Below are 21,741 nucleotides of genomic sequence, written 5' to 3' on the forward strand. Positions count from 1 at the left end.
CCGCAACGCATGAGCGACTCCGGCCGCGCCGACGCCCTGTTAGCCGATCTGCCCCGGGACGGCCGTGGCCGGCTCAAAGTCTTTCTCGGCGCCGCGCCGGGCGTGGGCAAGACCTACGCCATGCTCCAGGCCGCCCACACCCAGCTGCGCCAGGGCGTGCGGCTGATCGCCGGGGTGGTCGAAACCCACGGCCGCGCCGAGACCGAGGCCTTGCTCAGCGGCTTGCCGCAGCAACCGTTGGTGCGTACCGAATACCGCGGCGTGATGCTCGAAGAAATGGACCTGGACGGCCTGCTCGCCGCCAAGCCCAAGCTGGTGCTGGTCGACGAACTGGCCCACAGCAACGCCCCCGGCAGCCGGCATGAAAAACGCTGGCAGGACATTCAGGAACTGCTCGCCGCCGGCATCAATGTGTTCACCACGGTCAACGTCCAGCACCTGGAAAGCCTTAACGATCAAGTGCGCGGGATCACCGGCGTGCAGGTGCGCGAAACCCTGCCGGACTGGGTGCTGCAAGAGGCAGACGAGTTGCTGCTGATCGACCTGCCATCACGCGAACTGCTGGAGCGTCTGCGCGAGGGCAAGGTGTACGTGCCGGAGCAGGCCCGTGCGGCCATCGACGCGTTTTTCACCCAGACCAACCTGATGGCCCTGCGCGAACTGGCGATGCAGACCGCCGCCGCTCACGTCGATGACGACCTGGCCCAGGGCTATCGGCAACTGGGCCAGGCTGCGCCGGCGGTGCGCGGCCGCTTGCTGGTGGGCGTGGATGGCGATGCGCAGGCCGAACGCCTGGTGCGTCATGCCAGCCGCGTCGCTCAACGCCGACATTTGCCCTGGAGCCTGGTGCATATCGACAACGGCCGCGCGCGCGATGAGCAAGCGCGCCTGCGCCTGCAAAACGCCCAGCAACTGGCCGAGCGCCTTGGCGGCGAAGTGGTGTTGCTGCGGGCGGGCGAGGTGGCGAAGACGCTGATCCAGCATGCCGCCGAACGCCGCGCGAGCCTGCTGCTGGTCGGGCAATCGCGCATGCGTTGGCGGCGTCGGTTGTTCGGCGGTGGGCTGGCGGCGCGCTTGCTGCGTAATGCGCGCGGTCTGGAAATCAACGTCCTCGACAGCGACGACATGCCCGCACCGCCGCGACTGCCGGATGTGCGCGGGTTGGTGTGGTTCGATTATGGCCTGGCAGTCGTCGCGACGATCGTGGCGGCGGCGCTGGCCTGGGCGGTTGCCAGCGTGTTGCCGTTGCCGAATATCTCGCTGGTGTTTCTCGCGGCGGTATTGCTGGTGGGCGTGCGCAGCAGCCTGGGGCCGTCGCTGGTGTGTGCGGCGCTGTCGTTTCTGACCTACGATTTTCTGTTTATTCCGCCGAATTTCTCCTTCGCCATCCAGCGCGAAGAGGACGTGTTGACGCTGCTGTTCTTTCTGCTGATGGCGGCGTTGACCGGCAACCTGGCCGCGCGTCAGCGTCGGCAACTGCAGGCCTTGCGCGATACTCAGGAAGAGACCAGCGAACTGCTCGATCTGTCGCGCAAACTCACCGCCGCCACCGATCGCCAGGCGGTGATCAGTGCGGCGGCCCATCATCTGGAAGGCTGGAGCGATCTGGAGCTTTGCCTGGTCAATCGGGACGCGCATGGCGATTGGCAGGTCGAGACCGGTTCCCCGCTGAACCTCACAGAAGCCGAACGCGCCGCCGCCGATTGGGCCTGGCAGCACGATCAGCCGGCCGGCATGGGCACCGGCACGTTGCCGTTCGGGCGCTGGTGGTGGTGGCCGCTGTCGGGCGAGGAGGGGCCGCTGGGTTTGCTTGGCGTGAGCGCCAAACCGGGCCTGGAACTGAGCGGGCAGCGTCGTCGCCTGCTCACCGCATTGAGCCAGCCGCTGGCCCAGGCCTTGGCTCGGGCGCAATTGGCGCAGGAACTTGAATCCGCGCGCTTGCATGGCGAAACCGAGCAACTGCGCAGCGCCTTGCTGGCCTCTGTGTCCCACGACTTGCGTACGCCGTTGACGTCGATGCGCGGCAGCATCGACAGCCTGTTGGCGCTCGGCGAGGCGATTCCTCTGGAGGATCGCCGCGAATTGCTCGAGGGCACCCGCGATGAAGCCGAGCGCCTGGACCGCTATATCCAGAACTTGCTGGACATGACGCGCCTGGGCCACGGTGCGCTGAAACTGGCGCGTGATTGGGTTTCGCCCGGCGATATCGTCGGCAGCGCCCTTGGCCGTTTGCGCGCGGTGCTGGCGCCGCTGCAGGTCAAGACTGACGTGCCGGCCGAGTTGCCGTTGCTGTATGTGCATGCCGCCTTGATCGAACAGGCGCTGGTCAACGTGCTGGAAAACGCCGCGCGTTTCTCACCCGCCCAAGGCCGTTTGGAGGTGAGCGCGGGCGTGGCGGATGACCAATTGTTTTTTGCGGTGGCCGATGAAGGGCCGGGGATTCCCGAAGACGAGCGCGCGAAGATTTTCGATATGTTCTACACCGCCGCCCGCGGTGATCGCGGCGGGCAGGGCACGGGCCTGGGCCTGGCGATTTGCCAGGGCATGGTTGGCGCACACGGTGGGCGTATCAGCGTCGCCGAGGGCATTGAAGGGCGGGGCACGTGCATCACCTTGTTCCTGCCATTGCCGACTCAGCCTGGCCTGGAACGCGAGGCTTGAGCTACCCTCTTTTTTCCACGGATTTTGATTGGACACCATGAGCCAGACCGCGACGATTTTAGTCATTGATGACGAACCGCAGATTCGCAAATTCCTGCGCATCAGCCTGGCCTCCCAGGGCTACAAGGTGATCGAGGCCGGCACCGGTAACGAGGGCCTGGCCCAGGCGGCATTGAGCAAACCGGATTTGCTGGTGCTCGACCTCGGCCTGCCCGACATGGACGGCCAACACGTGCTGCGCGAGTTTCGCGAGTGGTCGACGGTGCCGGTGCTGGTGCTGTCGGTGCGCGCCAGTGAAGTGCAGAAGGTCGAGGCCCTGGATGGCGGCGCGAATGATTACGTGACCAAGCCTTTTGGTATTCAGGAATTTCTCGCCCGCGTGCGCGCATTACTGCGCCAGGCACCGGCGGGGGAGGCTCAGGAAGCGGCCTTGAGTTTTGGCCCGCTGACGGTGGACCTGGCCTATCGCCGCGTGCTGCTGGACGGTGCCGAGGTGGCGCTGACCCGCAAGGAGTACGCGGTACTGGCGCAACTGGCGCGGCATCCGGGGCGGGTAATCACCCAGCAACAACTGCTCAAGGATATCTGGGGGCCGACCCACACTGAAGACAGTCACTACCTGCGCATTGTGGTGGGGCATTTGCGGCAGAAGTTGGCGGATGACCCGACTCAGCCACGGTTTATCGTGACCGAGGCGGGGGTTGGGTATCGGTTGTTGAATGCCTGAGTTTGGCGGCGCCCGTGCAGGCCTCATCGCAGGCAAGCCAGCTCCCACCATTGAATGTGTTCACAGATCAGAATGTGGGAGCGGGCTTGCCCGCGATAGCGCCATCAGCCACAGCACACATTTCAGCCCTGCTCACTCTCATACTTGTCCAACGTATCCCTGGCAATTTCCCGTCCCAAAGCGATCAACTCCGGCGCTTTGTAAAACTCGAAAAACCGGCACACCCGCTTTGGCACGTTGATCAGCACATCCGGCGGGTAACCGGCGATCTTGTACTGCGCCAGCGATGTCTGCATCACCTCGAAACTCTGGTTGATCAGGTCCAGCAGGGACGCCGGGCCGACGTTGTCGATGATGAACGAACCGGTCGCCGACTTTGGCGCCCCGGCTTTCTCCGGCGCCGCCGCGGGTTGCTGGGATTCTGGTTCGGCCGATTCCAGCCATGGGTTGATCTCAGCTGTCTGAGCGTGCAAAGCCTCCTGCTCAAGCTTCATTAACTGTTCAGCTTGTTTGCGGCGAAACGGCAGGTGTGAACCCAACGACTTCGCCAAGCTGTTGAAGCGACTCTTGAACGCCGGCGGACGCTGGATCACGGGCAGTTGGTAATGTTTTTGGTTGGTGGCGTTGAGGTTGACCGCGATGATCAAGTCGCAGTGGCTCGACACCACCGGCACGATCGGCAGCGGGTTGAGCAGGCCGCCGTCCACCAGCATACGGTTGCCCTGCATCACGGGCGTGAACAGGCTTGGAATCGCCGCGGAGGCGCGCATGGCCTGGTGCAGGCAACCTTCCTGAAACCAGATTTCCTGCTGGTTGGTCAGGTCGGTCGCGACGGCGGTGTAGGGAATGCGCAGTTCTTCGATGTTGATCTCGCCGACGATCTTGCGGATCTGGCCGAAGACTTTTTCGCCACGAATCGCACCCAGGCGAAAGCTTACGTCGACCAGGCGCAGTACATCGAGGTAGTCGAGGCTTTCGATCCAGTTGCGGTACTCGTCAAGCTTGCCGGCTGCATAGATCCCACCCACCACGGCGCCCATGGAGCAACCGGCGATACAGGCAATGTCGTAGCCGCGCCGTTCGATCTCCTCGATCACGCCGATATGGGCATAACCGCGGGCTCCACCGGAGCCCAGCACCAAGGCAACACGTTTCTTCATGGTCCATGTCCTTCACAAAGCAGGTGCCCACAATGCACCCATTGAGGGGCAAGCTTCAATCTTCGCCGGGGGCTGTAATATTTTTCCAGGATCAGCGCAGTGCTCGGGTATGCTCTGACGATAGGCGCTCTGATTTCAGGCTGCGAACAAGGCACTTTTCCTTGTAGGCAACGTCTACACCCTACGACTGTTTTTCTTTATTTGAGGTGTCATCGATGAAAGCCTGGATGTGTGTGCCTGTGATTGTGTTGGCCCTGGCCGGCTGTGCCGGGAAAACCGCATACCGCGACAGCTGTGGCACGCAACTGGATGCCGCGTGGCACGAGCTGGACCTGGCCAAGGCTGAAGGTTTTGCCGGCACCGTGAGCTACTCCAAGGCATTGTCCTTGTTGACTGGCGCCAAGACCCAGCAGCAATTCGAAGCGTTTGAAGGCTGCTCCAACAAGGCCGAAAAGGCGCGGTTCTATATTCGTGAGTCGCGCGCCGGACGTTAATTTCTAGCGCCAAACAGGATTTTCATCGTCAAGGGAGGAAGGCATGTCAGCTTTGGTCGATCAGTTAGTCGCTCAGGTCATTGGCCTGGAAGTAGGGTTACTGAGCTGCCAGGCTCGCCTCGCCGCCGTCACCGACGATGAAGCCCTGCACGACCTGCGCACCACCGTGCGGCGCCTGCGCAGTTTGTTGCGCCCGTTGCGCGGGTTGCCGGGAGTCGAACAACTCGAATTGGCCGCCAGCACAGTCGGCCAAATGACTACGCCGCTACGCGACCGCGAGGTCCTGGCGGCGTATCTGCATCAGCACGGCTATCACCAGGCCGCTGAACGGCGCCTGCGCCTGCAACCCGACGCCTATCGCCAGGTGGCGCAGAGCCCGGAAGTGGCGCACCTGCTGCAGATTCTCGATGCGTTCCCACGCTTTATCCGGGCTTCGCAGCATCAGAAACTGCTCAAGGGCCTACGCCCGCGCATCGAGAAGCGCTTGGGCAAGCAATGGCACAAACTCGGTGATGCCCTCAAAGACCCAACCCATGATCGCCACCGCCTGCGGTTGCTGATCAAGCGTGTGCGTTACGCCGCCGAGGCCTACCCCGAACTGGACAAACTGCCTGCCAAAGCCATGTCGCGCCTCAAACAAGCCCAAGGCGCTCTGGGCGATTGGCACGACTGCTGGCAATGGCTGGCGCAGGCCGGGCACCAAGCGGATTTGCAACCGTGCGTGCCCGTGTGGCATCGCACCATGAGCAAGGCAGAAGGCCAGGCGGATCGGGTGCTGGACAAACTCAGCGCGGATTGTTTCTAGGCCGGTCCGGTTTTTGGCCGGAATGGGCGCTGTACCTCACCGGCTCGATGGTTAAGATCCCTCATCGGTTTTCTTGATGTGAGGTCGCCATGCGCTTTAGTGATTTGCTCGACGCAGCCCGTAACAACCCGTTGGACGTGACCATCCCCGCCGAATGGGCTCAGGGCCGCGCGACCTTTGGTGGCCTGGTTGCCGCGTTGCAGTACGAAGCCCTGCGCGCCCAAATGCCGGCAGATCGACCCCTGCGATCTTTGGCCATTACCTTTGTCGGTCCCGTTGCGCCGGATGTGCCGGCCAGTTATCAAGTCGAAGTGTTGCGCGAAGGCAAGGCCGTCAGCCAGTTGCTTGGCCGCGTGGTGCAAAACGGTGAAGTGGCGACGCTGGTGCAGGCCAGCTTTGGCGCGCCGCGTGAGTCAGTGATAGATGTCGCAAGCGAGGCGTCGCCTAGGTTCAAACACTGGGATGAATGCCAGGAACTGCCCTACATCAAGGGCGTGACACCCGAGTTCATGCGCCACTTGGCGATGCGCTGGAGCGTCGGTGGATTGCCGTTCACCGGCAATAAATCCCGCGACATGGGCGGTTGGGTGCGCCTGCGCGGGGACGTCAAGGAAGAGCCGTTGACCGAGGCGCATATCCTCGCATTGGTCGATGCCTGGCCCCCGGCCTTGCTTCCGCACCTGACCCAACCGGCGCCGGGCAGCACGCTGACCTGGACCATTGAATTTATCCAGCCGCTGCAAGATCTGACCACCCTCGACTGGTGCCAGTACTACGTCAACATCGAACACGCCCGCGACGGCTACGGCAATGCCGCGGCCGCGCTCTGGAGCCCGGCCGGCGAGTTGATCGCCATCAGCCGCCAGACCGTGGTAGTTTTCGCCTGAACCTCAGAACCGCTGGCTGCCTTGCGCTTCCAGTTTGCGACCGTGGCGCTGAAGCGCCACGCCTGCCAACACGCCGATCACGCCGACGGCAAAACTGGCCAGGCTCAGGCTGAACACGCCGGATGCCATCAGCAGAAAACCGATGATCAGCAGCGGCACCGCAATTAACTGCAGCCCCAGGTTGGTCGGGTGCTGATGGGTTTGTGGGTGAGTGCGCCATTGCCAGGCGGGGAAGTTGGGGTGACGTTTGCCCATGATGATGAATCCTCTGTCCGTTGAAACAACTTGAACAAAGTTTAGATCGCGGGCGGGCGGGGCGGCGAATCAAGGCTGGCTATGGGGGCTATAGCCAACCTTGTTTGGTTTACAACTTCAACTGCCCAATCGCCTTGCTCAATTCCCCGGCCAACGTCGCCAGCTCATTGCTGGTGGTCGCTGAATCCACGGTCTGCTGCACCGTGTTTTCGGTCACATCACGAATGCTCACCACGGCGCGGTTCATCTCTTCGGCGACATGGCTTTGCTGTTCGGCGGCCACGGCGATCTGGGTGTTGCTTTCGCGCATCTGCGCCACGGCGCCGGTGATTTCGGCGAGAGCCGCGCCGGCTTCCTGGGCTTGCTGTACGCAGTCGTCGGCCTTGAACGAGCTTTCCTGCATGAAGTCCACCGCGTCGCGGGTGCCGGCCTGCAGCGCCGAGACCATGTGGGTGATTTCGTCGGTGGAGCTTTGCACGCGTTTGGCCAGGTTGCGTACTTCGTCGGCGACCACGGCGAAACCACGGCCCATTTCGCCGGCGCGGGCGGCCTCGATGGCGGCGTTGAGGGCGAGCAGGTTGGTCTGTTCGGCGATGCTGTGGATCACGCCGACCACGCCGTTGATTTTCTGGCTGTCCTCGGCGAGCTTCTGAATCATCTCGGCAGTCTGTTGCACGCCGGTGGAAAGCCCGGCAATCGAACGCTGTACCCGGCTGACCACTTCCTGGCCGCTGCCGGCGAGGGTGTCGGCGGTTTGGGACAGGTCGCGAGTGGCGCCGGCGTGCTGGGCGATGTGGTAGACGGTGGCGGTCATCTCATTGATCGCGGTAGCGGCCTGATCGGTTTCGCTTTGCTGGCCGAGCATGCCGTGTTGCACCTCGTTCATGCTGCTGGCCAGGCGCGCGGCGCCATCGTCCAATTGCTGCGCGGTGTGTGCCACGGTGCTGACAACCCGCTGGTAGCCGGCTTGCATGGCGTTGAAGGCGCTGGCCATCTGGCCGACTTCGTCCTTGCAGGCCAGTGGTACGCGGGCTGACAGGTCGCCGGTTTTCTCGACGTGCAGCATCACATCCTTGAGGGTGTTGAGTTGGCTGAGCAGAAAGCGGATCAGCAGTTGCGAGGCACCGAGCATCGCCAGCATCAGGATCAACACCGCCACCGCGTAGTTGGCGAAGCGTTCGCCGAACACTTGGCTCAGGCTGCGTCCGTAGGCCAGCACGGCGACCTGCTGGCCGTCGGCACGCGCGATCACGTCGGCACCGATCAGCGGGTTTTCACCGAACAACGGCATGTGATTGAGCTCGATCCAACCGCTGGCGTTGCCCAGGGCTGACAGATCCTGATCGGCCAGCTGTGGGACTTGTCCACGGGTAAACGTCAGCCAATGCTCGCCCTTGGGCAATGGCTTGTCGGCGGGCCAGGCACTCAGCAACCGCGCCTGCGCCTGTGCCGAAGCCTGGGAGGCATCGTTGCGCGCCTGTTGCTCGAGTTGCACGGCGTAGAGCACGAGCAACAAGGTGGTGATGAAGGCGACCGCGTTGACGGCCCAGAATTTGTATTTCAGCGAGATATTGCTAAGCCAGGCACCCATGGAAGGTTTTCTCTGATAGCGGAAACAGCATTGGCAAGGTGCCATTATTGTGCCGCTACTCAGGAAGCCGGTTTTGACATGGGTCAATGCGCCGCATTAATCCACTTGAGGCAAACCAAAAAACGCGCGCGAACAGGCGGTGCTGTGTGCAGCCAAGTCTTCCAGGGTTTCGTTGCGGTGCAGGGCGACTTCGCGCAGTACTTCCGGCAGGTAGGCCGGTTCATTGCGGCCGTTTTTCGGCTTGGGTCGCAGCGTGCGCGGCAGCAGGTAGGGCGCGTCGCTTTCCAGCATCAGACGGCCACGTGGGATTTCCCTGACCAGCGGGTGCAGGTGCGTCCCACGGCGCTCGTCGCATATCCAGCCGGTGATGCCGATATGCAAGTCGAGGTCGAGGTAGCTTAACAGCGCCGATTGTTCGCCGGTGAAGCAATGCACCACGGCGGCGGTCAGGTGGTCGCGGTAATCCTTGAGGATCTCCAGCAAGCGCTGGTTGGCGTCGCGCTCGTGAAGAAACACTGGCAGTTTCAGCTCGACGGCCAGTGCCAGGTGTTCTTCGAGGACTTTTTCCTGTTGTGGGCGCGGGGAAAAATCGCGGTTGAAATCCAACCCGCATTCGCCCACTGCACGCACGCGGCTTTCGCTGAGCAAACCCCGCAATTGCCGCGCGCTGTCGCCGTTCCAATCGCTGGCGGAGTGGGGATGAATGCCGGCGGTGCTGAACAGGCGCTGGCCGCTGTCATCGAGTTTTATGCAAAGCTCCAAAGCCTGCTCACTGCCTTCGACACTGGTGCCGGTGAGCACCAATTGCTGCACGCCGGCGGCATAGGCACGGTCGAGAACGGCCTGGTGCCTCTCGTCGAAACTGGGGTTGGTCAGGTTGACGCCGATATCAATGAGTTGCATGGTGCTATCTCCGCCTGCGGCCGGAAAGCATATCAGAGCTGTAGATTTATAAGAAAAACGAAGAACTACAACGAGTTATAGCTGTCTTTGAACGTCGCAAGTGACATTGTGGTCGGTCGTACGCCTTCCTCCATGCCACCGTTGCGCGCCTTGCCAGCGCATAAAGCGCTCTGTTTCTGACCTCCAGCCCTTCGCCTTTCGCGAGGGTGCTGGCCAGTATTCTTTCCGGAGAGCGGATGATCCGACCCTCGGCGTTGCTTGTGTTGTGCCTGACGTTACTGCTGCCCATGGCGGCGGTCGCACGTCTGGATGGGCCGCTGGAAGTGACCAAGCCCGGCAAGGTACGCGACCTGGCGCAGATTCGCTCCAGTCGCACGCTGCGTGTGCTGGTCAACCAGAGCCGTAACAGTTCCGGTGAGGTTCAGGGCCAGGCCATCGGTGTTGAGTACCATCGCCTGCGCGCCTTCGAGCAATACCTGAACGGCCACGCCCGTGACGGGGAAGAAATCACTCTCAAAATTATCCCGAAAGCCAAGGACCAACTGCTCGGCGCGTTGGCTCGTGGTGAAGGCGACCTGGTGGCTCCCGGTGAATTGCTTGATGTGAAGGCTGCGCACAAGATCAGCACCAGCGACCCGATTGCCAGTGATGTACCGTTGTGGCTGGTTGGCGTGAAGGGCGAGCGACGCTTTACCAAGTTGGAGCAGTTATCCGGGCGCACGCTGGCCCTGACTACCGGCAGTGCAGCGGCGGATGCGATCAATCAGGTCAACCAGCAACTGGCCCTGCACAAGCGACCGCCGGTGAAGGTGGAGTGGGTCGATCCGACGTTGGCGGTAGAAGATGTATTGGAGATGGTCCAGGCCGGGATCTTCCACCTCACCATCGTCGAGAAACCCATTGCCGAACGCTGGTCGAAAATCCTGCCCAAGCTGCGCTTTGATCGGCAAGTGGCAATCAGCGAGCCGGGCGATGAGTACTGGTTTGTGCGCCAGGATGCCTCAATGCTGCGGGCAAGTATTGACCGTTTCCTCAAGACCTACCGAACCCCGGCCGACCAGGACGTGGCATTCCAGCGTATCTACCGACGCCTTTATCAAGTGCGCAACCCATTGGCTCGCGCCGACCGTCAGCGCCTGGAGAAACTGCGCCCGGTGCTGCAAAAGCATGCGCGAGAGCAGGGCATGGACTGGCTGAACCTGGCGGCGCTGGCGTTCAAGGAGTCGGCCCTGGACCCCGGCGCGCGCAACAGTGGTGGCCCGACCGGGCTGATGCAGATCACGCCTTCGGCGGCGCAGCGAGTGGGCGTCAACAATATCGAGAGTCTGGACAGTAATGTGCAAGCGGGCGCCCGGTATCTGGCGATGATCCGTCGCAAGTTCTTTGCCAGCCCCAAGCTTAACGAGCGCGAGCGTATGGCCTTCGTGCTGGCGGCTTACAACATGGGGCCGGAGCGGGTGCAAGGCATGCGGGCCGAGGCTCGGCGCCGCGGTCTGAACCCCAACCAATGGTTCTTCCAGGTCGAGCGTATTGCCATGGAGCAAGTGGGCATGGCTGGCGTCAGCTATGTTAATAGCGTGAACAAGTACTACTTGGCGTTTGATCGGGAGCGGGAGTCTCTGGAACCGTCAACGCCAAAACTTGCTTCGCGTAAATGATCGGGTTTATAGATTATTATTAAGCGATTTTTGCGCTTTTATCATTGCTTTATCCGATTAATATAGCGGCCAACCCATCCCCTACCTGGAAAAGGATTAGCACCATGAGCCCACTGATCAACCGTATCCTGTCTACCCGCGCTGGTTATGGCCTGACCATCCTGCGAATTTTTGTCGGCATCATCTTCGCTGCCCATGGTTCGCAAAAACTCTTTGGCTGGTTTGGTGGCTACGGCCTGGCGGGCACTGCGCAGTATATGGAAAGCCTTGGGCTGACTCCGGGCACCTTGATGGCGGTGTTGTCGGGCGGCACGGAATTCTTCGCCGGCCTGGCATTGATCATCGGTTTGCTGGCGCGCCCGGCGGCCTTGGGCCTGACCTTCCTGTCGCTGGTGGCAATCTTCTCGGTGCATATTCATAACGGGCTGTTCATGGCTAACAACGGTTATGAATTTGCCCTCGCCTTGCTCGGCGGCTCTTTGGCGGTGCTGCTGGAAGGGGCGGGCAAATTGTCTGCCGACCGCGCCATCGCCCGCTGATACCCAGTTAAAACCCGGAAAAAGCCCGCCCTGTGCGGGCTTTTTCGTTGCTCGGGATTCTTGACACTGCCCCACCGGCTTCTCTAGGATGCTGCTCATGCGCCGATTTAAACAGCTAATTGCGGGGCGCCACTGGGCTCGATACAGCCCGACAGAAGCATGCACTCATCGAGAGGCAGGCTTCGAAATACCGCTAAAGCGCTGGTTCGGTGTTGCCTCTCACCTGCCCGCAGACTTTTGAGGCAGAGACACGACACGATGAATGCACTTCGCCCCCTCATACGCCTGGCCCCGATCACCGCGGACCTGACTCAACGCAATCCGAAAATCCTCCTGGGTGGCAAGCACCAGCCTACGCTGCTGCGTTACCTCGATGGCTGGCCGCGTCGCACCGGGCGACCTTCGGCGTTCCTGATCCAGTTTGTGGAAGATGGCGACTCCCTGGCCCGCTTTGCCGCCAACAGTTTCGACCTTGCAGTGATTCAGGCGCCCAGCGCCGCTGATGCCGATGAAGTCATCCGTCAGCTGACGCGCATTGCCCGTCAGGGACTGATCGCTCGTCGTTGAGTGCTTAAAGCAGGTTGGCGGTCACGGCTGATCGACGTCGCCGGTTGTAAAGCGATACTGTCCACGCGATAAAGCACACCAGCAGCGGTACGGCGCCGATCAGCAGCAGTTTCAGGGTTAGCTCCACTTGATGCACTGATGCGTAAGCCTCGACCTTGAGCGCCTGTAACTCCATGGGCAGTCGCAGGCGTTCCTTGTTCAGTGCTTGCAACTGGGTATTGGTATTCACCGCTTGGGTGCCGAAGCCGGTGTCCGGCGGTTTCAAGCGTTGCCATTCGTGCTCGGTTCGCTCAAGCCGTCGTTCAAGTTCCCCTGCCTTTTGGGCGTAGGCCTGTGCAGCGGCTTCGCGCCTGTCTGAAAGCGGGTTGGGTGATTGGCTGGCCATTGCACGGGGCCGAATGCTCGCGAGAACATCAGGAGCCGCCAGGTTATCCAGGGTATTCAAGACAAACGTAACGTTGCCGTTGGCGGCTGAGCTGATGACAGAGTCCATGAGTAAATCAGTGTCGGCGACCACCACCACCTGAATGTCTGCAGCCTTTTGCAAACCAGCGGGCTGCCCGTCGACACCGTCTGGAAATGCCGAATAGGCGGGGCCGCCAAGGCGAGCCGCAATCACCTGGCGTTGGCTGACAGCAGACGGTTGATCGATTTGTGAGTCGAGTGCGCTGGCTGATGCAAAGCGCGCAGCGTCCAATAGCGCAGACTGCGTGGAGCTTTGCAGCAGCGGGGTGAGCAGCGTGCGGCTTTTCCTGAGGCGAGAAAGTGCGCCACTGCTCGAGACAATCACCGTATTCAGTTTCCACGCGCTGACGTCGTCCGCCGTCATCGCCTGGCGTGGCAGGCTCAATCTGGCCGGATGGAAGACGGTCGGCTCGCCAGCGCCGGAAGACGCGGACGACGCAAAGAGATTATCCACCAGCAGCTTGTCCGTCGGCATCTGTACGCCCCACGCGGCAAGCAGCCCGTCCAGCGTGGGATTTGCCGGCGCGGCGTCTGCCGCGCTCTCGCTCAGAGGGTCGAGAAAGATCATCAACTTTCCGCCCCTGAGTACAAACTGTTCGATCGCGTACAGGGTTCGATCCGGCAGTGCACGCGGGTGGACGACCATCAGCGTCCCGATCGATTCAGGCACCTGTGGAATGTTCGATGCCAGGCTTTCGAGGGTGAAGTGCTGACGCATTTTCGTCAGTAACTGCCCAGCGGACTCGTTCAACGCCAGCCCTGTCAGCACGCCAACAGTGGGTGGCGCTGGGTGCCCCAGTGTGTAGATCAAGTGGCTTATTTCGTATTCGAGCACCGGCTCGTCATCCAGGCTGAATGCGTCAATACGTTGTGCGGCCTGGCCTGCACGCACGCCTATCAGACCGAGGAACCCATGGGTGTCGTCCAGCCCGAACAGGCCCGCTTTATAGGCCTCTTCTGAATAAGGCGCCGGATCAATAACGTGCAAGTTAATCCTGCCCTTGGCGGCTTTTTCGAACTCTTCAAGCAGGTCTCCCACACGCTCGCCATAGCGTTTCAACGCCTGGCTTTTTCGCGGGTCATGGCGTGAGTTGAAGTAATACAAATCCACGGGGGCCTCAAGTGAGGCGAGCAGATGCCGTGCCTGCGGCGACAACGTATGGATTTTGTGTTGTGAAAAGTCCCAACGGATATCGGGAAGGTTGTTTACCCAGACTAGATTAAAGGCCAGAAAGAGTAACGATATGACCGTAAGTGTCATACCCGTGCGAATAGCGGATCGCATGCGGTGCTTTCCTTCTCAACGGGCTTTGTAATTGAGTGTGACTGCTGTTGCCGCAAGAAAGGCAAGGATCACGCTGACGAAGTACAGGCAGTCATGGAGTGTCAGTTTGCCGTTGTCGAGAGCGCCAAAGCGTAAGATCGGGTCAAGCGCGATCAAACTGTCTACTACCCAAATAGGCGCCTGGTGCTCAAGGGCGTCCAGTGCTGAAGAAAGCATGCTGACGGTAAGCAGCAAACCGAGCGTTAGTAGGAAAATAACGATGCGCCGGTGGGTCAGCGCGCAGATAAAGCATCCCACCGATAGATAACTTCCCGCTAGCAACCCGCTTGCCAGAAATTGTGACGTGATAACGGCGTTGTCCGCGGCGCCCAGGTAGTTGGCGACAACCACCAGAGGAAAGGTCAGGGCCAAGGCAATGCCACACACGACCCATGCGGCGAGAAATTTTCCCAGCACGCGTTCGACGGTCGTGATGGGCAGCGTTTTCATCATGTCGCGCATGCCAGGGTGATGTTCGTCCGACCACAGCTGCGTTGACAAGGTTGGAATCAGCAGCAGGTAGAGCCAAGGGTGTAATTGGAAAAACACTTGTAAGTCAGCGCCGCCTTCTTCGAGCCACGGGCTCGTATTCAGCCCCAGTGCCGCGCACAGCAGCACAAACGCAGCAACACTCAAGTACGTGCCTGGCGTACGGGCATAGCTGATGAGTTGACGCTTGAAAATCACCGGCAGCAGTTTCACAGAGATACCTCATGACTCAAATGGCGAACGACTTCGTTCAGGCGCCCTGTTTCCAGTTTCAATGACGTTATGTTCCAGCCGCGGTTGGCGATCAGTGCGTTGATAGGGGGATAGATGCTGTGCCCGGGCAGGGCCAGAACGGTCACGGTGCCGGGTGTATGCCGGTCTTCTTCTATGCCTGCGACGCCGGGTAAGACGGCCAGTGCGAGTAAATCCAAAGGAGTTTCTGCTGCCAGGGTGACTGCCCGGTAGTGTCGGGATTTGCGCTGAAACTCGGACAGCGGCGTGTCAGCCACCAACTGGCCGCGCGCGATGACCAGCGCCCGCGTGCAAAGGCTGGCCAGTTCGTCGCAATGACGCGAGGCGATAATCACCGCCATTTCTTCGGTCAGGGACTGGACCAGTGTTCTGAATTTGAGCCGTTGATTCGGCGCCAGTCCTTCGCTCGGTTCATCCAGCAGAAGCAGGCTGGGTGAATGCAGGATGGCTTGGGCGATGGCTACCTTGCGCTTCAAACCTACGCAAAGCGCACCGATAGGAACGTTGAGCACACGCGACAACTCCAGGCGCATGGCTGCTCGATCCACCCTGCTGCGTTTTTCAGCCCCGCTGAACCCTCGCACGTCGGCAATGAAATTGAGAAAGCCTTTAACGGACATCGTCTGATGGCTGAGCCCGGCCTGGAGCTGATAACCGAGGACTTTGCGTGCTTGAAGTGGATGGGTCTGGGTGTTGAACCCATGGACGGTGATGGACCCGGAGGAGGGGTTAGCGATACCGGAGATCAAGTTCAGCAAGGTTGTTTTGCCGGCGCCGTCTTCCCCGAACAGACCGATACACTCCTGGCGCTGAGCAAACAATGAGAAATTGTTGATTACATTACTTTTGCCCAAGTGCTTAGTCAGGCTGCTTATCTCGAGCATGTTGTTACCGATTAAGTTTGGCTGAGCGAAGGAGAACGTGCGTGTTGTGGTTGGATGAACTTTAAAAAGGTTACGGTTAATCAATACGCTTGGGAACGCGCGGGCGAAGTTATAAGAAAACTCCTACGTCAAGCCGGATAACTTACTGAAACAATTGCGCTGTTTCGAGAATGGTTAACGGTCGGATTTTTTATCTGGCGTTTATGTAAGGTTTGCTCTTTTGTAACGAGACCTGATTATCATGATGCTTCTACGTACCCTTGTTCTTGAACGCAGTGGCCAGGACGCCCCGGTTAACGGTGCGCTGCTCTGCGGGTTTGCTGTTGCCCAGATCGACTGCAACTTTCTCGTCTATAGCCTTGATGAAGAGACTGAGCCGGGCAACTCCAGGGTTTACATCGCTGCGTTGCGTAAAAAACTTGATCGGCATTTTCTGGGCAGTATCGAGTCCAAAGAAGACCTGCAAGTGGCTATGCAAGTCTTCAAGCAAATCCTGATGGCCGCGGCAGCCTCCGGCACTAAAGCCAGCGCAGTGAACGACAGTTCGATTGCATTCCATTTTATTGATTTGAAAGGCTGCAAATTACCGCCAGCCAGGCCCGAGGATCATCATTCGATGATCATCAAGAAGGCATTGGTAATGAAGGTGATTACCCTGGGCATGTCTGCGCCTGTCTTGCCTGCGATCGAAAGTGCTTCCTTGATCGTGCCGTCCATTCGCTTCTCATCACAAATGATCCCGCCCGCCAGAACTTCAAACCCACCCACGCCCGTCGAGCCGCCGGTACTTGAGCCTGTGGTTGCTGAGGCGTTGGATATTCCCGTCGCAACTGCACAGAAGGAAGCGCTGGCAGAGCCCGTTGCACAGCCGGCTCAATTGACACCCAGTGAACCCGCGCCATTGCAGCGCCCCGTTGAAATGGAACATGCATTGATGCCTGAACTGGACAGTACGCTGACCAATCTTGCCAAGGTCGCCCAGGACCTGACGCAACAAAAAAACGCGGTGATTGAGCGAGAAAAAGTGCTTGAGCAGTGGCAGGCCCGACTGCAACAAAAACAGGGCGAACTGGATGAAAAGGATCGTCAGTTGGAGCAGCACGCGACGCAACTGCAGGAGCAGCAAGCATACGTCAGCCAGAAGGCCCAGAAGCTGGCGCTGGCGATGTCTCAGGTGTCGGGTATGCGACAACGTTTGCAGGGTGTGCTGCTTGAGTTGGATCAAACCCTGGAAGGCTAGAGGTGACGCAATGTGCTTGCCGATCTGGCTACTTTTCATAGTTCATTTATCATCACCCCTGCCAGTCGACGCCAAGGCATGATGCTGTGGCGTTTCGGCACCATTGGACATTGTCTGGGGATGCAAGCGTTTGAGTACCAAGCTGATTACCAAAGAAGGTCATGAGGCGCTAAAAAAAGAGCTGGATTATCTGTGGCGTGAAAAACGTCCGGACATCACGCGTAAAGTGACCTGGGCAGCGTCTCTGGGGGATCGCAGCGAAAACGCGGACTACCAGTACAACAAGAAGCTGCTGCGCGAAATTGACCGGCGGGTGCGCTACTTGCGCAAGCGGCTGGAAGATATGCGCGTGGTGGAATACATGCCTGAGCAGGAAGGCAAGGTGTTCTTCGGCGCCTGGGTTGATATCGAAAACGAGCAGGGCGAGACCAAGCGTTTTCGTATCGTTGGCTATGACGAGATTTATGAGCGCATGGACTACATCTCCATCGACTCACCGATGGCCCGGGCGTTGCTCCGTAAGGAGGTCGACGATGAGGCCATCGTGCAAACCCCGACCGGCGAGGTGTGCTGGTGGATTACCGGTATCGAGTATGTGAAATAAACGCTGCTGGCCCGTACTCCGAATAGCGTACGGGCCATCAATGTTTCAACCTTCGCGCAATACCGTCAGTGGGCTGGCATTTAACGCACGGCGCGTGCCGAATACGCCGGCACCGCCGATCAGCACGGCACCGATCACCGGCAGCAGCAACAGCCACGGGTGAGGGTGCCAGGCCAGGTCGAACGCGTAGCGGTACAACACCCATGTCACCAATTCCGTACCCAGCGCTGCCAGCAGGCCGCTGACTGCGCCGAGCAAGCCGAACTCGATGCGGCGTGCCTTGACCAGCAACTTGCGCTCTGCACCCAGTGCACGCAGCAGCGCCCCCTGGCGAATGCGCTCATCCAGGGTGGCCTGCAAGCCGGAAAACAGCACCGCCATGCCGGCCGCCAGTACAAACAACAGTACGTATTCCACCGCCAGGGTCACTTGGGCGAGGATGCTGCGCAACTGCTCCAGCAATGCCTCGACCTGCAGGATGGTGACGGCCGGGAATGCCCGGGACAGGTCAACGATCTGCTGATCATGGCCTGGCGCCAGGTAGAAGCTGGTCAAGTAGGTCGCGGGCAGGTCCTTCAAGGTGCCCGGTTGGAAGATCATGAAGAAGTTGGGCTGGAAGTTATCCCAGTTGATGGTTCGCAGGCTGGTGACGCGCGCTTCACGATTTTCTCCGCCGACGGTAAAGATCAGATGATCGTTGAGTTTGAGCTTCAGGCTTGCAGCGACCTTGGCTTCCACCGAAACCCCGGGGACGTCATCGCCCGGCTGCTGCGACCACCAGGAGCCGGCTGTCAGCACATTGCCCGGTGGCAGGTCGGCGGCCCAGGTCAGGCTCAAGTCACGCTGCACCGCTCGGTCGCCGCTCGAGTCTTTGCTGACAATTTCCTGCACCGCTTCGCCATTGATGCTGATCAGCCGGCCCGGCACCACGGGGTACAACGGCGCCGATTGCGCCTGTACCTCCAGGAGTCGGGCGCTGAAGGCGTCCTTGTCGGCCGGCAGGATGTTCAGGGCGAAATAGTTGGGCGCATCCTTGGGCAGCTGGTTTTGCCAGATGTCCAGTAACTCGCCACGCAGCAGGGCGATCAAGCCCATGGACAGCAGGATAAGGCCAAACGCCAGCGACTGCCCGGCCGCCGCCAACGGATGACGCAGCAACTGCCCAAGACCCAGACGCCAGGGCAGCGTGGCGCGAGCCAACAAGCGCCGCAGGCTTTGCAGCAACAGCAGCAGCAAGCCGCCGAGGATCAGCGCAGCTACCACGCCGCCGCCCAGCAAGGCGAAGGTCAGCACCAGGTCGAGGCTAAGGCGCCACATAATCAGGCCGAGCGCGAACAGCGCCGCGCCATACACCATCCAGGTACTGGACGGGATCGGCAGCAGGTCACGGCGCAATACCCGCAGCGGTGGCACACGCCCCAGTGCCGCCAGGGGCGGCAAAGCGAAGCCGGCGAGGGCGACCAGCCCGGTGCCGATGCCTGCGACCGCCGGCAGCAGCCCGCCGGGCGGCACGTCCGCCGGCAGCAGGTCGTGCAGGAAATAGAACAGACCAAACTGCGCCAGCCAGCCCAGCAGGGCGCCGGCCAGGCTTGCCGCCACGCCCAGCACGCTCAGTTGCAGGGTGAACAGCAACATCGCTTCGCGGCGCGACAGCCCAAGGCAGCGCAACAGTGCACTGGCATCGAAGCGTCGGCTGGCGAAGCGATTGGCCGACAATGCCACCGCCACGCCGGCCAGCAAGACCGCCACCAGGCTGGCCATGTTCAGGTAGCGCTCGGCCTTGCCCAGCGCGCCGCCGATCTGCTGGTTGCCGTCTCGCGAATCCTGCAGGCGCTGGTTGGCGGCGAGGCCCGGCTTGACCAGGTCGCGATAGGTTTGCAGCGCCGTGCTGCCTTGAGGCGCGCGCCACAGTTCACGGTAACTCACGCGGCTGCCGGGCTGCACCACGCCGGTGGCATCGAGGTCGGCAAGGTTGATCATGACGCGGGGTGTAAGGCTATAGAAGTTACCGGCGCGGTCTGGCTCGTAGGTCAGTATGCGCGTCAGTCGCAGGGTCTTCATGCCGACATCGATGCTGTCGCCGACTTTCAGGTCCAGCGCCGTCAGCAGCCTTGCTTCCACCCAGGCCTCACCGGGCTTGGGTCCACCGCCAGGAGTTTCAGTGCCGAACGGTTCTGCCGCACTTTTGAGCTCGCCACGCAGCGGGTACTGCTCGTTGACCGCCTTGATGCTGGAAAGCTGAATGCCATTATCCGTGGCGATGACGCTGGAAAACTCAACGATGCGGGCATGATCCAGGCCCAGTTCAGTCCCGGACTTGATTTGTTCGGGACGGGCAGGCGAGCTGCCTTCAAGCACCAGGTCGGCGCCGAGGAACTCGGTGGCACGCAACAGCATGGCGCCATTGAGACGCGCACCGAAGTAACCGATGGCAGTGCTGGCCGCCACGGCCACCACCAGCGCGAAGAACAATACGCGCAACTCGCCGGCGCGGGCATCGCGCAGCAATTGACGCATGGCAAGGCTGAACAGGCGCAACAGCGGCAAACGGGCCATCAAGGCTCCAGGGGCGCGACCATCAGGCCGGCTTCAAGGCGGATCAGGCGTCGGCAACGGTGGGCCAGGCGCTCGTCGTGAGTGACGAGTACCAGGGTCGTGCCGCTTTCTTTATTAAGTTCGAACAGCAGGTCGCTGATGCGTTCGCCGGTGTGGCTGTCGAGGTTGCCGGTGGGTTCGTCGGCAAACAGCACATCCGGTTCGGCGGCGAAGGCTCGGGCGATGGCAACCCGTTGTTGCTCGCCACCGGAAAGCTGGCGCGGCGAGTGGGTCAGCCGTTGGCCCAGGCCGACGCGCTCGAGCAGGTGTTTGGCGCGCTCGCGGGCGTCCTTGCGGCCGTCCAGCTCCAGCGGCAGCATGACGTTTTCCAGGGCATTGAGACTGTCGAGCAGCTGGAATGACTGGAAGACGAAGCCGACGTGCTCGGCGCGGATGCGTGCGCGTTGGTCTTCATCCAGGGTGCTCAAGGCTTGGCCTGCCAGTGTGACTTCGCCACTGCTGGGCAGATCGAGGCCGGCCAACAGGCCCAGGAGGGTGGATTTGCCGGAGCCGGAGCTGCCGACGATAGCCAGGCTATCGCCCTTGTTCAGTTCCAGGCTAAGTTCGTGCAGGATAGTCAGTTCACCTTCCGCGCTGGGAACCACTTTGCTAAGGTTCCGCGCGGTGAGAATGCTTGCGCCCATGGAGAATCCGATGCGAATGTGGTTTTTGAGTGCTGGCCTGGCCTTGATGTGCATGGCCCAGAACGCAGCGGCGGGTACAGTCCTGATCGTTGGCGATAGTATCAGTGCCGGTTTCGGCCTGGATACCAGCAAAGGGTGGGTGGCCTTGCTGCAGCAGCGGCTCAAGCAGGAAGGTTTTGACGACAAAGTGGTCAATGCGTCCATCAGCGGCGACACCAGCGCAGGTGGCCTCGCGCGGCTGCCGGCGGCGCTTGCAGAGCATAAGCCGGACCTGGTGATTCTCGAGCTGGGCGGTAACGACGGCCTACGCGGTCAGCCGCCAGCGCAATTGAAACAAAATCTTGCGTCGATGATTGACCAGTCCAAGGCCGGCGGCGCCAAGGTGCTGCTGCTGGGCATGCAGCTGCCGCCCAACTACGGTCCTAAATACACCACGGCGTTTGCCGACGTGTATGGCGCCTTGGCCAAGGAAAAAAGTATCCCGCTGGTGCCGTTTTTCCTTGAGGGTGTGGGCGGCCATCCGGAGTTGATGCAGGCCGATCAGCTGCACCCGGCGGTCGGTGCCCAGGGCAAGTTGCTGGAAAATGTCTGGCCAACGCTAAAACCGCTGCTATGACGCTTTTATACCGGCAGGCTTTCGGCTAAGGTGGCGCCCCCCCGATCTGGAGCCCCCGATGTCGCGCCCTGCCTGGTCCCTGTTCAATTACCAACTGATCGAGCCTGACGAGCAGCTGGACCTGTTCGCCTGCCAGGAAGTTCGGGTGCATCTGGTCGCGCGTCAATTGGAGCTGGGCGGCTCGATCGATCGCACGCTTTGCGGGACTTTATTGCCCGCACAACCGCGTTGGTCATCTGTCGACCGCTCGATCTTTCAAGACCAGCGACTGTGCCCCCTGTGCCGAGCCATCCTCGAATCGCAGAAGCGTGGCACACCGCCGATCTGGCCGGAGCTGCGTTTCGAGCTGTAAAGGCTTGCGCACGGTCGCAGGCCCTCTGC

Annotated in this window: 20 protein-coding genes and 1 pseudogene; 12 read left to right on the plus strand and 9 right to left on the minus strand. The window is 60.8% G+C overall.

Annotated elements, in window-relative coordinates:
- Nucleotides 1-9 precede the first annotated feature (9 nt).
- Nucleotides 10-2,661 carry an ATP-binding protein gene (locus AB5I78_RS08815; protein WP_369300551.1) on the plus strand — a complete coding sequence of 884 codons (2,652 nt, stop codon included), beginning with the start codon at nucleotides 10-12 and terminating at the stop codon, nucleotides 2,659-2,661.
- 37 nt (nucleotides 2,662-2,698) lie between these two features.
- Nucleotides 2,699-3,388 carry a response regulator gene (locus AB5I78_RS08820; protein WP_242193825.1) on the plus strand — a complete coding sequence of 230 codons (690 nt, stop codon included), beginning with the start codon at nucleotides 2,699-2,701 and terminating at the stop codon, nucleotides 3,386-3,388.
- A 122-nt stretch (nucleotides 3,389-3,510) separates the two neighbouring features.
- On the opposite strand, the gene AB5I78_RS08825 is transcribed toward AB5I78_RS08820, so the two are convergent.
- Nucleotides 3,511-4,548 (minus strand): patatin-like phospholipase family protein, encoded by a 1,038-nt coding sequence (locus tag AB5I78_RS08825; RefSeq protein WP_262207617.1) that lies wholly within the window; start codon nucleotides 4,546-4,548, stop codon nucleotides 3,511-3,513.
- A gap of 215 nt (nucleotides 4,549-4,763) precedes the next feature.
- Between AB5I78_RS08825 and AB5I78_RS08830 the strand changes: the two genes are divergently transcribed.
- The 3 genes from AB5I78_RS08830 (at nucleotide 4,764) to AB5I78_RS08840 (ending at nucleotide 6,734) form a co-directional block, all read left to right on the plus strand.
- A complete protein-coding gene (locus AB5I78_RS08830) occupies nucleotides 4,764-5,042 on the plus strand; it encodes a hypothetical protein (RefSeq protein ID WP_010176194.1) in 279 nt (92 codons plus the stop codon).
- A gap of 43 nt (nucleotides 5,043-5,085) precedes the next feature.
- Entirely contained in the window at nucleotides 5,086-5,847 is a 762-nt protein-coding gene (locus tag AB5I78_RS08835) for a CHAD domain-containing protein (RefSeq protein WP_145163194.1), read from the plus strand.
- Nucleotides 5,848-5,936: 89 nt separating this feature from the next.
- Complete coding sequence (locus AB5I78_RS08840) at nucleotides 5,937-6,734, plus strand: acyl-CoA thioesterase (protein ID WP_369300550.1); 798 nt, start codon at nucleotides 5,937-5,939, stop codon at nucleotides 6,732-6,734.
- 6 nt (nucleotides 6,735-6,740) lie between these two features.
- Here the strand turns inward: AB5I78_RS08840 and AB5I78_RS08845 are convergent.
- The 3 genes and pseudogenes from AB5I78_RS08845 to AB5I78_RS08855 form a co-directional block, all read right to left on the minus strand.
- Nucleotides 6,741-6,989 (minus strand): annotated as a pseudogene (locus AB5I78_RS08845) (terminase); the annotation flags it as partial.
- Between the two features lie 109 nt (nucleotides 6,990-7,098).
- The gene (locus AB5I78_RS08850; protein WP_369300549.1) at nucleotides 7,099-8,580 is read right to left on the minus strand and encodes a methyl-accepting chemotaxis protein; all 1,482 of its coding nucleotides are present in this window, start codon (nucleotides 8,578-8,580) and stop codon (nucleotides 7,099-7,101) included.
- A 96-nt stretch (nucleotides 8,581-8,676) separates the two neighbouring features.
- On the minus strand, nucleotides 8,677-9,483 hold the full coding sequence (locus AB5I78_RS08855; protein ID WP_369300548.1) for a TatD family hydrolase: 807 nt from the start codon (nucleotides 9,481-9,483) through the stop codon (nucleotides 8,677-8,679).
- Between the two features lie 236 nt (nucleotides 9,484-9,719).
- Between AB5I78_RS08855 and AB5I78_RS08860 the strand changes: the two genes are divergently transcribed.
- The 3 genes from AB5I78_RS08860 to AB5I78_RS08870 all read left to right on the plus strand — a co-directional run bounded on the left by AB5I78_RS08860 (nucleotide 9,720) and on the right by AB5I78_RS08870 (nucleotide 12,247).
- A complete protein-coding gene (locus AB5I78_RS08860; RefSeq protein WP_145163202.1) occupies nucleotides 9,720-11,141 on the plus strand; it encodes a transglycosylase SLT domain-containing protein in 1,422 nt (473 codons plus the stop codon).
- A 104-nt stretch (nucleotides 11,142-11,245) separates the two neighbouring features.
- Complete coding sequence (locus tag AB5I78_RS08865; protein ID WP_145163204.1) at nucleotides 11,246-11,680, plus strand: DoxX family protein; 435 nt, start codon at nucleotides 11,246-11,248, stop codon at nucleotides 11,678-11,680.
- Nucleotides 11,681-11,938: 258 nt separating this feature from the next.
- Nucleotides 11,939-12,247, plus strand: a complete 309-nt coding sequence (locus AB5I78_RS08870) for a class I SAM-dependent methyltransferase (protein ID WP_262207631.1) — start codon at nucleotides 11,939-11,941, stop codon at nucleotides 12,245-12,247.
- Between the two features lie 4 nt (nucleotides 12,248-12,251).
- On the opposite strand, the gene AB5I78_RS08875 is transcribed toward AB5I78_RS08870, so the two are convergent.
- From AB5I78_RS08875 to AB5I78_RS08885, 3 genes are read right to left on the minus strand one after another with little or no spacing between them, the layout of a single operon-like run.
- Nucleotides 12,252-13,997, minus strand: a complete 1,746-nt coding sequence (locus tag AB5I78_RS08875; RefSeq protein ID WP_369300546.1) for a Gldg family protein — start codon at nucleotides 13,995-13,997, stop codon at nucleotides 12,252-12,254.
- Nucleotides 13,998-14,012: 15 nt separating this feature from the next.
- The gene (locus AB5I78_RS08880) at nucleotides 14,013-14,738 is read right to left on the minus strand and encodes an ABC transporter permease (RefSeq protein ID WP_369300545.1); all 726 of its coding nucleotides are present in this window, start codon (nucleotides 14,736-14,738) and stop codon (nucleotides 14,013-14,015) included.
- Nucleotides 14,735-15,661: an ABC transporter ATP-binding protein gene (locus tag AB5I78_RS08885; RefSeq protein WP_369300544.1), complete on the minus strand. Its 927-nt coding sequence runs from the start codon at nucleotides 15,659-15,661 to the stop codon at nucleotides 14,735-14,737. Before AB5I78_RS08885 ends, AB5I78_RS08880 begins: the two co-directional genes overlap by 4 nt.
- A gap of 241 nt (nucleotides 15,662-15,902) precedes the next feature.
- On the opposite strand from AB5I78_RS08885, the gene AB5I78_RS08890 reads away from it, so the two are divergent.
- Nucleotides 15,903-16,901, plus strand: coding sequence for a hypothetical protein (locus AB5I78_RS08890; RefSeq protein ID WP_369300543.1), 999 nt, complete (start codon nucleotides 15,903-15,905; stop codon nucleotides 16,899-16,901).
- 130 nt (nucleotides 16,902-17,031) lie between these two features.
- The gene (gene greB, locus AB5I78_RS08895; protein WP_369300542.1) at nucleotides 17,032-17,505 is read left to right on the plus strand and encodes a transcription elongation factor GreB; all 474 of its coding nucleotides are present in this window, start codon (nucleotides 17,032-17,034) and stop codon (nucleotides 17,503-17,505) included.
- Nucleotides 17,506-17,550: 45 nt separating this feature from the next.
- Here greB and AB5I78_RS08900 read toward each other — a convergent pair whose 3' ends face one another.
- On the minus strand, nucleotides 17,551-20,061 hold the full coding sequence (locus AB5I78_RS08900) for an ABC transporter permease (protein ID WP_369300541.1): 2,511 nt from the start codon (nucleotides 20,059-20,061) through the stop codon (nucleotides 17,551-17,553).
- On the minus strand, nucleotides 20,061-20,744 hold the full coding sequence (locus tag AB5I78_RS08905; protein ID WP_016972350.1) for an ABC transporter ATP-binding protein: 684 nt from the start codon (nucleotides 20,742-20,744) through the stop codon (nucleotides 20,061-20,063). The genes AB5I78_RS08900 and AB5I78_RS08905 overlap by 1 nt, the downstream gene beginning before the upstream one ends.
- 10 nt (nucleotides 20,745-20,754) lie before the next feature.
- Here AB5I78_RS08905 and AB5I78_RS08910 point away from each other — a divergent pair, with 10 nt between their 5' ends.
- Together AB5I78_RS08910 and AB5I78_RS08915 are read left to right on the plus strand one after the other, a co-directional pair.
- The gene (locus AB5I78_RS08910) at nucleotides 20,755-21,360 is read left to right on the plus strand and encodes an arylesterase (protein ID WP_369300540.1); all 606 of its coding nucleotides are present in this window, start codon (nucleotides 20,755-20,757) and stop codon (nucleotides 21,358-21,360) included.
- Nucleotides 21,361-21,418: 58 nt separating this feature from the next.
- Nucleotides 21,419-21,712: a hypothetical protein gene (locus AB5I78_RS08915; RefSeq protein WP_016972348.1), complete on the plus strand. Its 294-nt coding sequence runs from the start codon at nucleotides 21,419-21,421 to the stop codon at nucleotides 21,710-21,712.
- Nucleotides 21,713-21,741 lie beyond the last annotated feature (29 nt).

The organism is Pseudomonas sp. N2-3-1-14 (assembly GCF_041228395.1).
GTDB lineage: Bacteria > Pseudomonadota > Gammaproteobacteria > Pseudomonadales > Pseudomonadaceae > Aquipseudomonas.

Excerpts from the sequence above, each read along its gene's own strand:
- AB5I78_RS08905 (WP_016972350.1), bottom strand. The coding sequence starts at position 20,744 with ATGGGCGCAAGCATTCTCACCGCGCGGAACCTTAGCAAAGTGGTTCCC.
- AB5I78_RS08900 (WP_369300541.1), bottom strand. The coding sequence starts at position 20,061 with ATGGCCCGTTTGCCGCTGTTGCGCCTGTTCAGCCTTGCCATGCGTCAA.
- AB5I78_RS08855 (WP_369300548.1), bottom strand. The coding sequence starts at position 9,483 with ATGCAACTCATTGATATCGGCGTCAACCTGACCAACCCCAGTTTCGAC.
- AB5I78_RS08915 (WP_016972348.1), top strand. The coding sequence starts at position 21,419 with ATGTCGCGCCCTGCCTGGTCCCTGTTCAATTACCAACTGATCGAGCCT.
- AB5I78_RS08890 (WP_369300543.1), top strand. The coding sequence starts at position 15,903 with ATGATGCTTCTACGTACCCTTGTTCTTGAACGCAGTGGCCAGGACGCC.
- AB5I78_RS08830 (WP_010176194.1), top strand. The coding sequence starts at position 4,764 with ATGAAAGCCTGGATGTGTGTGCCTGTGATTGTGTTGGCCCTGGCCGGC.
- AB5I78_RS08885 (WP_369300544.1), bottom strand. The coding sequence starts at position 15,661 with ATGCTCGAGATAAGCAGCCTGACTAAGCACTTGGGCAAAAGTAATGTA.
- AB5I78_RS08850 (WP_369300549.1), bottom strand. The coding sequence starts at position 8,580 with ATGGGTGCCTGGCTTAGCAATATCTCGCTGAAATACAAATTCTGGGCC.
- AB5I78_RS08870 (WP_262207631.1), top strand. The coding sequence starts at position 11,939 with ATGAATGCACTTCGCCCCCTCATACGCCTGGCCCCGATCACCGCGGAC.
- AB5I78_RS08875 (WP_369300546.1), bottom strand. The coding sequence starts at position 13,997 with ATGCGATCCGCTATTCGCACGGGTATGACACTTACGGTCATATCGTTA.
- AB5I78_RS08865 (WP_145163204.1), top strand. The coding sequence starts at position 11,246 with ATGAGCCCACTGATCAACCGTATCCTGTCTACCCGCGCTGGTTATGGC.
- AB5I78_RS08840 (WP_369300550.1), top strand. The coding sequence starts at position 5,937 with ATGCGCTTTAGTGATTTGCTCGACGCAGCCCGTAACAACCCGTTGGAC.
- AB5I78_RS08815 (WP_369300551.1), top strand. The coding sequence starts at position 10 with ATGAGCGACTCCGGCCGCGCCGACGCCCTGTTAGCCGATCTGCCCCGG.
- AB5I78_RS08835 (WP_145163194.1), top strand. The coding sequence starts at position 5,086 with ATGTCAGCTTTGGTCGATCAGTTAGTCGCTCAGGTCATTGGCCTGGAA.
- AB5I78_RS08910 (WP_369300540.1), top strand. The coding sequence starts at position 20,755 with ATGCGAATGTGGTTTTTGAGTGCTGGCCTGGCCTTGATGTGCATGGCC.
- AB5I78_RS08820 (WP_242193825.1), top strand. The coding sequence starts at position 2,699 with ATGAGCCAGACCGCGACGATTTTAGTCATTGATGACGAACCGCAGATT.
- AB5I78_RS08860 (WP_145163202.1), top strand. The coding sequence starts at position 9,720 with ATGATCCGACCCTCGGCGTTGCTTGTGTTGTGCCTGACGTTACTGCTG.
- AB5I78_RS08825 (WP_262207617.1), bottom strand. The coding sequence starts at position 4,548 with ATGAAGAAACGTGTTGCCTTGGTGCTGGGCTCCGGTGGAGCCCGCGGT.